This is a genomic window from Clostridium sp. ATCC 25772 (assembly GCF_001573875.1).
GTDB classification, from domain to species: domain Bacteria; phylum Bacillota; class Clostridia; order Clostridiales; family Clostridiaceae; genus Clostridium_J; species Clostridium_J senegalense.
The window spans coordinates 1-14,872 of record NZ_LFRG01000062.1 but is presented as its reverse complement, the minus strand read 5'-3'; the positions used below and the strand labels follow the sequence as shown (position 1 = coordinate 14,872).

The 14,872-nt window shown below is 26.2% G+C and carries 15 protein-coding genes; 13 read left to right on the top strand and 2 right to left on the bottom strand.

Annotated features, from left to right (window positions below; genetic code table 11):
• The first annotated feature begins 364 nt into the window (after window positions 1–364).
• The 9 genes from AZI32_RS15710 to AZI32_RS15675 all read left to right on the top strand — a co-directional run bounded on the left by AZI32_RS15710 (window position 365) and on the right by AZI32_RS15675 (window position 7,954).
• A complete protein-coding gene (locus tag AZI32_RS15710; RefSeq protein ID WP_061996725.1) occupies window positions 365–802 on the top strand; it encodes a nucleotidyltransferase domain-containing protein in 438 nt (145 codons plus the stop codon).
• A complete protein-coding gene (locus AZI32_RS15705; protein WP_061996724.1) occupies window positions 795–1,229 on the top strand; it encodes a HepT-like ribonuclease domain-containing protein in 435 nt (144 codons plus the stop codon). The genes AZI32_RS15710 and AZI32_RS15705 overlap by 8 nt, the downstream gene beginning before the upstream one ends.
• A 355-nt stretch (window positions 1,230–1,584) precedes the next feature.
• Window positions 1,585–2,373: a GDSL-type esterase/lipase family protein gene (locus AZI32_RS15700; RefSeq protein WP_061996723.1), complete on the top strand. Its 789-nt coding sequence runs from the start codon at window positions 1,585–1,587 to the stop codon at window positions 2,371–2,373.
• Between the two features lie 267 nt (window positions 2,374–2,640).
• Complete coding sequence (locus AZI32_RS15695) at window positions 2,641–3,132, top strand: DUF4358 domain-containing protein (protein WP_010298156.1); 492 nt, start codon at window positions 2,641–2,643, stop codon at window positions 3,130–3,132.
• 38 nt (window positions 3,133–3,170) lie between these two features.
• On the top strand, window positions 3,171–4,577 hold the full coding sequence (locus tag AZI32_RS15690; RefSeq protein WP_010298153.1) for an MBOAT family O-acyltransferase: 1,407 nt from the start codon (window positions 3,171–3,173) through the stop codon (window positions 4,575–4,577).
• A 32-nt stretch (window positions 4,578–4,609) separates the two neighbouring features.
• Window positions 4,610–5,758: a DHHW family protein gene (locus tag AZI32_RS15685; RefSeq protein ID WP_242865310.1), complete on the top strand. Its 1,149-nt coding sequence runs from the start codon at window positions 4,610–4,612 to the stop codon at window positions 5,756–5,758.
• Window positions 5,759–5,909: 151 nt separating this feature from the next.
• Window positions 5,910–6,032 (top strand): hypothetical protein, encoded by a 123-nt coding sequence (locus AZI32_RS19065; RefSeq protein ID WP_275934990.1) that lies wholly within the window; start codon window positions 5,910–5,912, stop codon window positions 6,030–6,032.
• Between the two features lie 152 nt (window positions 6,033–6,184).
• Window positions 6,185–7,066 (top strand): ATP-binding protein, encoded by an 882-nt coding sequence (locus tag AZI32_RS15680; RefSeq protein WP_010298148.1) that lies wholly within the window; start codon window positions 6,185–6,187, stop codon window positions 7,064–7,066.
• Between the two features lie 195 nt (window positions 7,067–7,261).
• Window positions 7,262–7,954: a hypothetical protein gene (locus AZI32_RS15675; RefSeq protein ID WP_157450946.1), complete on the top strand. Its 693-nt coding sequence runs from the start codon at window positions 7,262–7,264 to the stop codon at window positions 7,952–7,954.
• Window positions 7,955–8,004: 50 nt separating this feature from the next.
• Here the strand turns inward: AZI32_RS15675 and AZI32_RS15670 are convergent, their stop codons facing one another.
• Window positions 8,005–9,363, bottom strand: coding sequence for a YjiH family protein (locus tag AZI32_RS15670; RefSeq protein ID WP_061996717.1), 1,359 nt, complete (start codon window positions 9,361–9,363; stop codon window positions 8,005–8,007).
• A gap of 359 nt (window positions 9,364–9,722) precedes the next feature.
• Complete coding sequence (locus tag AZI32_RS15665; RefSeq protein ID WP_061996716.1) at window positions 9,723–11,567, bottom strand: glycerophosphodiester phosphodiesterase; 1,845 nt, start codon at window positions 11,565–11,567, stop codon at window positions 9,723–9,725.
• A gap of 305 nt (window positions 11,568–11,872) precedes the next feature.
• Between AZI32_RS15665 and AZI32_RS15660 the strand changes: the two genes are divergently transcribed.
• The 4 genes from AZI32_RS15660 to AZI32_RS18110 form a co-directional block, all read left to right on the top strand.
• Window positions 11,873–12,136 (top strand): ATP cone domain-containing protein, encoded by a 264-nt coding sequence (locus AZI32_RS15660; protein ID WP_061996714.1) that lies wholly within the window; start codon window positions 11,873–11,875, stop codon window positions 12,134–12,136.
• A gap of 130 nt (window positions 12,137–12,266) precedes the next feature.
• On the top strand, window positions 12,267–12,833 hold the full coding sequence (locus AZI32_RS15655) for a glycerol-3-phosphate responsive antiterminator (RefSeq protein ID WP_010298128.1): 567 nt from the start codon (window positions 12,267–12,269) through the stop codon (window positions 12,831–12,833).
• A gap of 165 nt (window positions 12,834–12,998) precedes the next feature.
• The gene (gene glpK, locus AZI32_RS15650; protein WP_010298125.1) at window positions 12,999–14,501 is read left to right on the top strand and encodes a glycerol kinase GlpK; all 1,503 of its coding nucleotides are present in this window, start codon (window positions 12,999–13,001) and stop codon (window positions 14,499–14,501) included.
• A gap of 213 nt (window positions 14,502–14,714) precedes the next feature.
• Window positions 14,715–14,872, top strand: a 158-nt coding sequence (locus AZI32_RS18110) for a helix-turn-helix domain-containing protein (protein WP_157450944.1), incomplete at its 3' end; no start/stop codon positions are given.

Below are 14,872 nucleotides of genomic sequence, written 5' to 3'. Positions count from 1 at the left end.
AGTTATTGATAAAACATTAATTTGAATTTTCTCATTTGATAAATGAATAAGTTTAAGATTTAATTTGGAACCCTATATAGGGAAACAAGCTCCAATTTAAATTTATTCAATAACTTTAAAATATTTTTACACAAGATACAGTGTTGAAGTTTAAGTGATTCGGAGCATGTCTCACTATTTTAGGTATCCAAGTTTTGAAATGGATAATTTTAAAAGTCAACTTGGAACACTATAATATTAAAGTTTTGCTGTATAAGTTAAAATTTTAATCCATATTCTATATAGTTGGAGTGGACAAATGTTTATAATTGGATTAGTGTAGGATATAATAACATTATATATTAATTTAATATGAGGTGAAAAAATGAGTTTAAATGATTTAGACCATTTATATAATGCAAAAGAAATAATAAATATACTTAAATCACAGAAAATATTAGACTTATTTAAATCATATAAAATAAATTCTGTCATAGTATTTGGGAGTATAGTAAGGAAAGATTTTGCTGAGTATTCAGATGTTGATATTGCAATTTTAAGTAAAGAAAAAATAAGCTTAAATAGTATAATGGAATTAGAAGAAAAGTTAAAAATTTTTTTGAAAAGAGAAATTGACATTATTAATTTGAATAATGATGATTTAGATTTGAAATTTAAGGTATCCGTTTATGATACTGGAATATTAATCTATAATGATGATTTAGATTTGTATAGTATGGATTATAATAAAACAGATATTGTTTATAAAGATAATGAGGAATTTAGGTATTTTAGGGAAAGAGATGTGATCTTAGATGAATAAAGAACGCTTATACGATATAATAAAAAATATAAAAGAAACTTTAGGAATTTTAGATAAAGCTTTAGTGAAACTATATGAAGTTGAAGATGAAGACATAAAAATACTTATAAAATCTTCAATAAAACAAAGTTTTTTAGAGTATTTTATATTAATAGAAAGCTTTACATCTTTATGCTTAAAAGAATTAAAACAATATAAAATCAGTGATGATATGGAAAAATCTATAAAAAAATTATATGAAAATCATATTATAAATGAAGATATATATGGTTTTTTAAATGTTTATAGAAGATATCGAAATAGAATAGCCCATGTTTATAAGCAACCATCAGCAGAAGAAATAATAGAATTTATAAAAGATAACAAAAACAATATTGATGAAGTTGTAAATATAATGATTAAAATGTATAAGAATTTAAAGAAATAAATATATCAAAAATAGTATACTAAATTTTTGTAATTAAAAAACTCCTTATTGATGAGATTAATCGTCTATAAGGGGTTTTAAAATTTTGAACAAAAAGTTAATAATTTTAATTTTATTAAAAAGTATAATAGCAAAGTTTAGATTTTTTAAAAAAATAATATAAAATTAGTTATAATTTAATATTATTGTAATTAATTTTGCTATATTAAATGATAAAATTTTTATGTAAAAGTGTTAAAAATTATATTAAAATAGCTTTTAATTGTGATAATATAGTTTAGTATTAAAGTAATTATATACACTAATGTAGGTATTTAACTTTAAAAGTTTTAACATAGATGTTTTGAGGTGCATTATGAACAAAAAGAAAAAGTATGTTGTGGTTAACGAGAAAAGACTAATTATAGCAATAATAGTATGTTTGATTATTATATTTGGTGCATCTATACCAATGATTAATTATATAAAGAATGTAAATAAAAAAAATGAATTGGTGTATGGAAAAAAAGAAGAGGTCAAACAGTTAGAAGATTCTAAAACAAATGAAGAGGTTAAAGAGAAGGAAGAAGTTAAGAGTGACAATAAAGAAAATAAAGTAGAAAATAATAAGACAAGCAGTGATGAAAATATTTTAACAACATCTGCATTTATGGGAGATTCTATAACGGAAGGGTTCTCTTTTTATGAATTAGTAGAGGATAAAAGAGTTTTAGCTAACAAAGGAGATACTACTGAAGTTGCAGTAAGTTATGTAAATCAATTAAAAGATATAAATCCTAAAAATATATTTATACTTTATGGAATGAATGATTTGATTTGTTTTTCTAAAAATGAAGATTTTATTTCACAATATGAAAAACTAATAGAAGATATAAAAAAAGAAGTACCCAATTCTACTATATATGTTCAATCAGTATTTCCAGTAGCAAGTTTTGGAGAGGATGCTACAAATGGAATTACTAATACTCGTATAGAAGAAGTTAATAAATTGATTGTAGATATGTGTGTGAGACAAAGGGTTAATTATATGGATATTGGTAAGCTTTTAAAAGGAAATGATAATTCTTTTGAGCCAGATGGTAAACATGTAAAAGGAAATTTTTATAGCACATGGATAGATGAAATAAAAAACAATTTACATTAATTATAAGGGAAAGTAGAGTTAAACTTAGCTACTTAAAAATTGAGAATGAAAAGTTAGGTTAATTAAATCAGTACATAAAATTTTAAAGGCATATAAAAAGGAAGTAAGAAATTAAAAATTTAAAGCATATTTGTCATAAGAAAAAGGTGAATCTAGCAATAGTGGGGCTATACATGGGCTTTATTGACAAAGTATTAATGGCAAATAGGTGAGAATACTAGTTTATTATTTATTTGAGTATGTCTAAATACAGAAAGGATGAAAATTATGTTAAAAGGAAACACTAAAACAAAAAAAATAATGGCAATTGCTTTTGGAGCAATATTAACGGTAGGAATGTTAACTGGTTGTGGGACAAGTACTAAGGAGAAAAACCCAACGACAAAAGAAGTAATAGAAAACATAAAAAATTCAACAGAATTTGCAGATATGCAAGAAGGTAGTGAAGAAAAATTAGAGAAGTTTGTTGGCGTTAAGTCAGAGGATATAGAAGAAATTTCATTTTACATACCAAAAACAAACTTACAAGCTGATGAAGTAGCTGTTATAAAAGTTAAAGATGAAGCAAAAGTTGAAGATATGAAAAAACAAATCGAAGCAAAAGTAAATGAAAATGGTGAAGGATTTAAAGATTATCTTCCTGAACAATATAATTTAGTAGAAAACAAGGTTTTAAAATCTGAAAGAACGTACATATTATTAGCAGTATCAAAGGATGCAGAAAAAATAGAAGAAGCTTTTGATGGTTCTTTAAAATAATATAAAAACAAAATTTAATAATTAAGGTGGGACGTAAATTGGTATTTAGTAGTTTAATATTTTTATTTGTATTTCTACCTGTAACATTACTAGTTTACTATATATCCCCTAAAAGAATAAGAAACTTAGTATTATTGATATTTAGTCTTATATTTTATGCATGGGGTGAGCCTGTTTATATAGGAATAATGCTATTTTCAACAGTGTTTGATTATACTAACGGAATTCTTATAGATAAATATAGAGATAATAAGAGCAAGGCAAGACTTGTTCTTATTATTTCTATGGTTATTAATCTAGGAATTTTAGCATTTTTTAAATATTACGGGTTCTTTATAGCAAACGTTAATGGATTACTTGGTCTAAATTTAGTAGCAAAAACTTTACCATTACCTGTAGGTATATCATTTTATACGTTTCAGACAATGTCATACACTATAGATGTCTATTTAGATAAGATTCCAGTGCAAAAAAACATCATATCTTTTGGTGCGTATGTTACAATGTTCCCACAGTTAGTAGCTGGTCCTATTGTAAAGTATGGAGAAGTTGCAAAACAAATAGATAGTAGGCATGAAACACTAGAAAAGTTTGGAGAAGGATGCGAATTATTTATAGTAGGTTTAGCTAAAAAAGTTTTACTAGCTAATAATATAGGAATTATATGGACTACTATTAAAAATACTCCAATAAATGATGTTACTGTGATTGGAGCGTGGCTTGGTATAATAGCATTTACCTTCCAAATATATTTTGATTTTAGTGGGTATTCAGACATGGCAATCGGTCTTGGAAAAATGTTAGGTTTTGATTTTATGAAAAACTTTAATTACCCATATATATCAAAGAGTATTACAGAGTTTTGGCGTAGATGGCATATATCTTTAGGCTCTTGGTTTAGAGAATATGTATACATACCGTTAGGTGGTAATAGAGTTTCACTAGGGAAACATTTAAGAAATTTATTTATAGTTTGGTTTCTTACTGGCCTTTGGCATGGAGCAAGTTGGAACTTTATAGTTTGGGGACTTTACTTTGGATGTATATTAGTAATAGAGAAAATGTTCTTATTAAAATGGCTTGAAAAAATGCCTGGATTTATTGCTAATTTATATGCAATGGTACTAGTTATAATCGGTTGGGTGTTCTTTGATGTAGAAACATTAAATAGTGCCTTAAAGTACATAAAAGTTATGTTTGGTCTTAATAGCAATCCTTTAATGGATAGTATGACAATGTATTATTTCACAACTAATATAGGATTAATCATAGCAGTTATAATATGTTCAACACCTATTTTAAAAAGATTAGTTGATTTTATAAAAATAAAACTAAAAACTTTAAAGATAGTAATATTACCAAGTATATACTTAATAATGTTAGTTATATCAGTGGCTTATTTAGTTAATGAAACTTATAATCCATTCTTATACTTTAGATTTTAGAAGTATGAATAATTAGCTTAAAAGAGGTGAAAGTGTTGAACAAAAATAATAAATTATTAAAGATAATTGTAGCTATAATGTTTATTGGATTTTTTACATCTATTGTAGCTTTAAATATAATAACTCCAAATAAAGATTTTTCAGAGTTGGAAAATAGAGTGCTTCAAAAGAAGCCTAAGTTTTCAATAGAATCTTTGCTTGAAGGTAAATTTACTAAAAAATATGAAGAATATATTTCTGACCAATTTGCATTTAGAGATTTTTGGGTAGAATTAAAATCTAAATGTGATAAATTTATAGGAAAAAAAGAAAGTAATGATGTTTACTTAGGAAAAGATGATTATTTACTTGAAAAATTTAAAGCACCATCACAAGAAGAGGTTGATACTAGGGTAAATGCTATCAATAACTTTGATAATCAATCTAAAGAGTTAAAAAAATATATTGTATTAGCACCTACTGCAGTGGATATACTTAAAGATAAGTTACCAAACTATGTAGTAGAGCCTAGTGAAAAAACATATCTAGATAAGTTTAAAGATGGTTTAAATGAAGATATAAATTTTGTAGATGTATATGGAAAGTTAAACTCTAAAAAAGATGAGTACATATACTATAAAACGGATCATCACTGGACAACTGATGGAGCATATTATGCTTATGAAGAACTAGCTAAGAGCATGAATCTGTCTTTAGCAGATAAAGATAACTTTGATAAAGTAGAAGTGAGTAATGAGTTTTTAGGTTCACTATACTCTAAAGGTAATTTTAGAGATGTATCTTCTGATAGTATTAATCTTTATAAATATAAAAATAACATAGAGGAAGATATAAAGATAGAGTATCCATTAGAAGAAAAAGAGAGTAATTCTATGTATGCAATGGATAACCTTAAGAAGAAAGATAAGTATACTGTTTTCTTAGATGGAAACCATCCTTTAGTAAAGATAAGTACAAAAGCAAATAGTGATAGAAAGTTGCTTATAGTAAAGGATTCTTATGCTAATTCTTTTGTTCCGTTTTTAATAAATGATTTTAGTGAAATATATATGGTAGATTTAAGATACTATACAGAAGACTTATCAAAATTAATAGAAAAGAATGAAATAGATGAAATGTTAATGCTTTATAATGCAAATACATTTTTTCAAGACACATCTATAAAAACTATTAAATATTAAAACATATAAATAACCTTTAATTTAAGTTTAGTAAATAATTATTAAACTATAGATAATGTTTATTTTTAATTATGAAAGTAAATGTTTAAAAAGCATATAAACTTAGTTATATAGTATAATATTATTAACTGTAAAATTAGGGGGAGTATTTATGAGTATGGCTTTAATACCACAATTAATGGCTTTGGGGTTAACTTGTATAAAATTTTTAATTTTATATTTTGTTATAAAACTTGCTGTAAAAAAATCTATTCAAGAAGCTCAAGATAAATAATTTACAAAGTTATATAAGAGAGTTTAGAAAATAAGTTTTTATAAGCTAAATTTTTAAACTCTTTTTTATTATTTTAATATAGAAGTTCAAAAGTGAGTTTGTATCACTATAGATTGGTGTTATAATATTTTAAAGGTAAGTGAGGTGTAAATATGAGTGAAGAAAATAAAGAGGGATTAGCTGGTAGTGGATGTGAAGTATTAATTCCATTTAACGAAAGACGCCCTATACAAGAAATTGAAAGAAGCTTAATAAAAAAATATAGAAAACATATATGGTCTAAATTTATAAAGGCTATAAAAGACTATAAATTAGTAGAAGATGGAGATAAAATTGCAGTAGCTATATCCGGAGGAAAAGACAGTTTAGTTATGGCAAAATGTTTTCAGGAATTAAAAAGACATGGCCAAATGGATTTTGAATTAGAATTTATAGCTATGGACCCTGGTTATCATGAAGATATTAAACAGCTTTTAATTGACAACTGTAATTACTTAAATATACCTATACATATATTTGACTCAGGGATATTTAAAATTGTTGATGACATAGCTAAAGATTATCCATGTTATATGTGTGCGAGAATGCGTAGAGGTGCATTATATTCAAAGGCTCAAGAACTTGGATGTAATAAACTTGCACTAGGTCACCATTTTAATGACGTAATAGAAACTACAATGTTAAATGTTTTATATGCAGGAAACTTTAAAACGATGCTTCCAAAATTAAAAGCAACTAATTTTGAAGGATTAGAGCTTATAAGACCACTTTATTATGTAGAAGAGCCATATATACAAAAATTCATTCAAAACAGTGGTATATGGCCATTAAATTGTGCATGTATGGTAGCTGCAAAGAAAATAGGAAACAAACGTTTTGAGATAAAGGATATGATAGCAGATTTAAAGAAAAACTTTAAAGATGTAGATAAATCTATATTCAGAGCAGCACAGAATGTAAACATGGATGCAATATTAGGATGGAAAAAGGACGGAGAAACCTATTCATATTTAGATTTCTTTGATGAAGATTAATAATTTATTTAAATTAGCTGTATTAAAATAGAAGAACAAATCTATTTTAATACAGCTTTTTTCAACTATATTATAATTTATGTAAAAATGAGGTTAATTCACAGTTTGTTAACATAATAATAGATATAATGTTATGATTTAAATTTACGCTAATTATAAAATTAATTAGAATATAAATTTAGAGGGGGAGTTGGTGTGATGTATATGAAGAATAAAAAAGCAAATTGGATTTTAGTAATTATACTTATTATATTATCAATAATTATCTTAGGATATATAATTGCACTAAAAAATATGAAAGGTGATGTTGTAGCAACATATCTTACTAAAGATAGTTATAAATATGCTCCAATAGAGTTTAGGGAGAATGTATACTTTCCAGTAGGTGGTGGATTTCCAGAGGCTAATAGAACAAAGCCACTAGGTAGTCTTTCAAGAAACAAAGGAGGACTATTAGCTAGAATTGTTTTTGATGAACCAATTGTAGGAGAAAAAAATGATGAAGAGTTTACAGATTTAGAAGTGTATCAAGGTTATAGTATGAAATATACTAAAGCTAATAAAGTAGAGAAAGATAATTCAGTAAAAGAAGGTTTAGAAAAATATTCAAAATATATGTTATACAAAGGAAATATATCAGATGAAAATGAGATGGAGAAAGTTTTAATTGATAAGGAAATAGTTCTTCAACTTGAGAAGTTATTTGGTGAGATTAAATATAATATAGATGATTTTAGTAAATATGATGAAATATATTATGTATATGCTGAACCTAAAATTTATATTGGAACTATATTTTATAATGATAAAAAACTTTATTATGGAAATATGAATAATCTTATTGAAGGGGATTTATATGATAAAATAATGAACATTGTAGAAAAATAGAAATAAAAAAATCTCAAAATGTTTTATTCATTTTGAGATTTCTTTGTTTATTAGAATATTATGTGTGCTATTAATGACACAATAGGAAGAGCAATTAATGTTCTTTCTAAGAAGATTATAAATAAATCTTTTAATGAAACTGGTATTTTTGAACCAAGTATAAGTCCGCCTATTTCAGACATATATATTAATTGAACTACAGATATACATGCTATGATAAATCTTGTCATTGGGCTAACTATTGTAGCACCTATAACTGTTGGCAAGAACATATCTGCAAAACCTACTATTAAAGTTTGAGAAGCAGCTGCTGCTTCTGGGATATGTAATAGATTAAGTATTGGTATGAACGGCATACCAAGTATTTGGAAAACTGGAGTATACTCAGCAATTATTAAAGCAAATGTTCCTATAGCCATAACAATAGGAAGAACTCCAAGCCACATATCTAAAACATTTTTTACACCTTCAAAAACTAATTCAGAGAAGTTTTTGTTTTTTTCAGCTCTTTCTAATGCTTGAGTTAAAGCCCATTGATAAGAAGTGTAACCTTCAGGAATGATTTCCTTATTTTCTGCTTTAGCATTATTAAAAAAGTTTCTACTTTTTTTTGAAAGTGGTGGTATACGTGGAGTTATTATAGCTAAAATTATTCCACATAATGTAACAGTTAAGTAAAATGGTATAAACATATTAGAAAGTCCTACTTGAGCTATTACAACTAAACTAAATGTTATTGAAACAGCAGAGAAGCTTGTACTTATTATTGAAGCTTCTTTAGCAGAATAATAACCTTCCTCATATTGTTTGCTAGTAAGTAGTACACCTATAGTTCCATCACCAAGCCAAGAAGTTATACAATCTATAGATGAACGACCAGGCAATCCGAAAACTGGTCTCATTACTTTACTACAAAAAGTTCCTACGAATTCTAATAATCCAAAGTTTAATAACAGTGGTAGAAATAATCCAGCAAATAAAAATACTGAGAATAGAATTGGTAGTAAATCATAAAGTAAAAGTCCACCTGTGTTTTCTGATACAATGAAATTTGGACCAATATTAAAAGTAGCACATATTACAAAAATCATTCCGAAAAATCTTGATGCAGCCCAAATTGGTGAAATATTAAATAATGAATTAAAAAATTTATTATTTATAATAAAATTAGGTTTTACTAATTTAGTTACTAATGTTCCAAGTGCAGCTAAAGTAATCATAAAGCATACTATGTATGGCATAAAATCGATTAGTCTATTAAGTAAAGCCCTAGATAGTATGGCCACTGGTATTGTTAATTCGCCTTCATGGGGAACAGGTGTCATGAAAAACAATACGCCAATTAAAGATGGTAATAAAAATAATAATAAGTTCCCTTTAGAATAAGATGCCTTTTCTGTTTTTAGCATATATAATTCCTCCTTCTTTAGTTTATAAATATACAATTTCTTATTATAATAATACAGAAAATGAAAAAAGTCCACCCTTTTTCGTCATAAAATCAAATAAAAATACAATTTATAAGTGGAATATACATAAAATAATGTATTAATATACAGAATATGAATAAAACTATATATAATATACCAAAAGTATTGTGAATTATAATACTTGTAAAAACATAAAAATTATTTTAACAAATTACATTAATGTTGAAAATCTTCGAGAGTTATTATATAAATGTATAAAATTATATACAACTATATTAATTAGAGGTGAAAAAATAAAGAGAGTTCATATAAAACTCTCCTTATTAATAAGTTAAAACTTAAATAAAAGATTGAATTAAATCATTAAGTTGAAATTGAAAATTATCTTTAGATATAGAGTCTATTAATTCTCTAGCAGCTTTTACCTCATCGGTAATTACTCCATCTACACCCATATAGTAATATTCTTCTATTGAAGTTAATGTATTTGCAGTCCAAACATAAATATCTTTATTAAATAATCTACAGGCCATTATGAGTTTATTACTTATAATAGATTCTTCAACGGATAAAAAATCAATATCCATAAATTCAACATTTGGAATACCTGCAACCACTATATATCCTACTGTTAATTTAGGAGCCTTTTTATTAACTTCCTTTAAAATATTATAGTTAATAGATTGAACTATGCAATCATTATAAAAATCATTTTCATTTAATATATTTAAAAAATCATCTACAAAATTATTTTCGTACCCATGAAGTTTTAACTCTATATTTAGCTTAATACGACCTTTAGAAAATTTTAAAACTTCATCTAAAGTAGGAATTTTACTTACAAATCCATTTTGAGAAGTTTGTAGCGTTTTAATTTCATCTAAGGTTAAGTCATATACATTTACATTTTTCTTTGCAAGCCTTTTAAGATTAGTATCATGGATAACTATAAGTTTATTATCTTTAGTTTGAAGTACATCTATTTCAGCAAAGTCTGCATTGGCATTTATTGCCCCTTCTATAGCTTCTAAACTATTTTCAACACCTGCATTTGTATAACCTCTATGAGCCATAATTTTAAAATTATTATGGGTATCATTTACAGCCCTAACAATAGAACTATCTACCAATAGAGAAGTTATTACAAAAAACAAAAGAGCTGGCACTATTACAAGAGATAAAATTACTTTCTTATGTTTTACAGTAAAACTTTGTTTTTTGTCATTACTAGTAAATTCTATATTATCAATACAAATATTCTTTTTATCACAATAATCTAAATAAAGAATTGTAAGTGTATTAATAACAATAGGTGTAGTTATAGTCATTAAGATATAGTATAGAGTTAAAGAAATTACAAAGGTAATAGCTGGTGAAAATTTATAAACAAAAGATTTATTCACAAGCCAAATTATAAAGCAGATAAGAGAAACTAGTAAAAATGATAACAGTATATAAAGTAAAAAGAATAAAATTATAGAGCTAATTAAAATAACAACAGTTTTAATATAATTTTTCTTTACTATTTCACTACTTTTCTTAGCAGCACGCCTAAAACTTGTTTCTCCCTCTAAAATCACAATATGAATAGAATATATCCATCTTACGTTTAAGTAAAAAATAACTGCTAATACTAATAAATATAAAATTCCACCTAAAGTTGTTTTCATAAGTTCATCTGAAACAAAATTAGGAATACTTAAAGATGGAATTAAAGATGAGTTAGCACCTACATTAAATAATGGCAAAAGAAGAATTAAATATAATGCCATATGAATCATTCCAAAACCGAATATAATTTTAATATTTGAGAAAGTTTTTTTTAGTGATGATTTTAAATTTATACGTTTTTTATAGTTACTAAAATAAGAGATTATTATAAGAACAGAAAGTTCTATAAATATAACTCCTATTATTATTGGTGTCAAAACAATAAATGTTAAGAATCCATATCTACTAAGTCCAAATCTTATAAGTTCTCCATTGGTTAAACTATTAAAACCAGCAAAATAAAGAAATTTATTAAATATCAAAGAAATAAATGGTGTAAAAATACTAATAGTAAGTATTTTATAAATTGCTTCAAAGAGTAAATTTTCCCAATAAGAAAATCTTATATTTTCATATGAAGTAGATATAGTTTTTATTAAGTATATATTTTTAGATTTATCAAATAATTTCATATAGAACCTCTTTTAAAAAATAATTTAAGATTATAAGTTTTAGAACTAATTTATTAAGATAATTATTACTTTAAGGTAAAGATTATAACTCTTCACTCTTAACTAGAAAATTAAGTTTGTAACCTTATGTATATATAGGATTCCAAATATAGCATTATTTATTAATACCATGATTAAGAATTCAATATTACATTTAGAATTACATATTATTATATACTATTTGATATAGAAGGAAGGTGAAAAATTTTCTAAAAATTTAAAAAATTATACATAATAACTAAAAATTAAAAATACGAGGTGAAAAAATGAACATAATAAAGAAAAACGGAAGAATAGAGGAACTTAAAAAAGACAAAATAAAAGTAAGTATTGAAAATGCAGCAAAAGATTCAGCAACTATGCTAAATAATTCAGATGTAGAATTGTTAGTATCTGATATAATGAAAACTTTAAAAAAATTAAGAAGAGATGGAGATACGTCTAGTTATGAAGTAAGTGGCGTGGTACTTCATATTCTTAATAAAAATAAATTTGATGATATATTAAACTCATATGCACAAAATGAATAATGTATTAAAAAGTGGTAAATATTTATCTGTAAAAAATTAATAGGTTTATTTTTTATATGATTTATATTATAATATTAATAAATATGAATAAAGTTTTTATATTTATAATAACTTTGAAAAGGTTGATTAGATGAGAAATGTTTTTTATGACGCATTAGAACAGTCACCGATAGTATCTGCAGTTAAAGATATGGATGGTCTTTGTAAGGCTTTAGAATCCGACTCAAAAGTCGTGTTTGTTCTTTTTGGTGATATATGTAACATATCCGATATAACTAAAAGGATTAAAGAAAAAAATAAAATAGCTATAGTTCATATCGATTTAGTTGATGGACTTGCAAATCGAGATATAGTAATAACCTTTTTAAAAAATAATACATCGGCAGATGGAGTAATTAGTACAAAATCAAACATAATAAAAAAAGCTAAAGAAAACGGATTTATAACAGTCCAAAGATGTTTCATACTTGATTCATTGTCTTTGGAAGGTAGTAAAAAATATATGAATGCAGGATATGCAGATGCAATAGAAATATTACCTGGAGTTATGCCTAAAATAATTAAAACCGTAGTTGGTTTTGCAAAAGTACCAGTTATTGCTGGTGGGCTAATACAGGATAAAGAGGATATAATGACTGCGCTTCAAGCTGGAGCTACAGCAGTTTCCTCTACTAAAAAAGATATATGGTTTATGTAGCGAGAGAATTAGAGAAAAGCTACAAAAACAAAAACGCCGTTAAGGCATATGAAAAGAAATAAAGGATTAAATATTTAAAATATTAGTCTACTATTTATTTGATTATGCTTAAAGTGGGGGTGTGTTGTTTTTGTAGCTTTTTTTATTTGTTTGGAGGGATTATTAATGGAAAAGTATATTGTGGCTTTAGATCAGGGGACGACTAGTTCAAGGGCGATAGTTTTTGACAAGGATCAAAATATTTTAGAGATAGTCCAAAAGGAAATAACATGTTTTTATCCTAAAAAAGGATGGGTTGAGCAAGATCCTATGGAGATATTTGCATCTCAATATGGAGTACTTATAGAAGCTTTAGCAAAAACAGGATTATTAGCAGAAAATATAGCAGCTATAGGAATTACAAATCAGAGGGAAACTACAGTTTTATGGGATAAAGAGACAGGAAAACCTGTTTACAATGCAATTGGATGGCAATGTAGAAGAACGGCAGATATATGTGACAAATTAAAAAAAGATGGTCATGAAGAATATATAAGAGAAAATACAGGTCTTGTTGTAGATGCTTACTTTTCAGCTACAAAAATAAAATGGATTTTAGATAATGTTGAAGGTGTAAGAGAAAAAGCAGAAAAAGGTCAAATTTTATTCGGAACAGTTGATACATGGCTTTTATGGAAACTTACTAATGGAAAAGTTCATGCAACAGATTATACAAATGCATCAAGAACAATGCTTTTCAACATAAAAACATTACAATGGGATAAAAAATTACTAGAGATTTTAGATATACCAGAAAATATTTTACCAGAAGTTAAAAACAGTAGTGAAGTATATGGAAGAACAAACCTTGGAGGTAAAGGTGGTACTAGAGTTCCAATAGCAGGAATAGCTGGAGACCAACAAGCAGCATTATTTGGTCAAGCATGTTTTGAAAAAGGTTCTGCAAAAAATACTTACGGAACAGGTTGCTTCTTACTTATGAATACTGGTGATGAAATCATAAACAGTAAAAATGGACTTATAACAACAATTGCAATAGGAATAGATAATAAAATTCAATATGCACTAGAAGGTAGTGTATTCGTTGGTGGAGCTGTTATTCAATGGCTTAGAGATGAACTTAGAATTGTTAATGATGCTCACGATACAGAGTATTTTGCAAAAAAAGTTAAAGATAATGGTGGAGTTTACATAGTTCCAGCCTTCACTGGACTTGGCGCACCATACTGGGATATGTATGCACGTGGTGCAATATTTGGACTTACAAGAGGTGCAAATAGAAACCATATAATCAGAGCTGCACTTGAATCTATAGCATATCAAACTAAAGATGTTATAGATGCAATGGTTGAAGATACAGGAATGTGTCTTACAGAGTTAAAAGTAGATGGTGGAGCAAGTTCTAATGGATTCTTGTTACAATTCCAATCTGACATATTAGGAAAGACAGTAAGAAGACCACTTATAAGAGAAACTACAGCATTAGGAGCAGCTTATCTTGCTGGACTTGCAGTAGGGTTCTGGGAAAGTAAAGAAGAGATTAAAGATAAGTGGAATATAGATAATGAATATATGCCAAACTTAAGTGAAGAAGAAAAAGAAAGGCTTTATAAAGGCTGGAAAAGAGCAGTTGTAAGAGCTATGGAATGGGAAGAAAAAGAAGATTAATTATTTTTATAAATTTAGATAAATGTCTAATTTCTAGGAGCTAAGTAATAGTTGCTAAATTTATCGAAATTAGTGTAAAAATGTGTTGAAATGTACTCATAAAAGGAAGTGAGTATATTAAATGAAACATATTACAAATTATAAGCCAAAAGATTTTGCTGAATTACTAAACGTATCAGTAAAAACACTTCAACGTTAGGGAGGATAAGGAGATTGAAAAGAGCTTACAAGATGGAGATTAAACCTACTTTAGCACAAAAAATAAAAATACATCAAACTATAGGCATATCAAGGTTTATATATAATTTCTATCTTGCTCATAATAAAGAAATTTATCAAAAAGAAAAAAGATTTGTAAGTGGAATGGATTT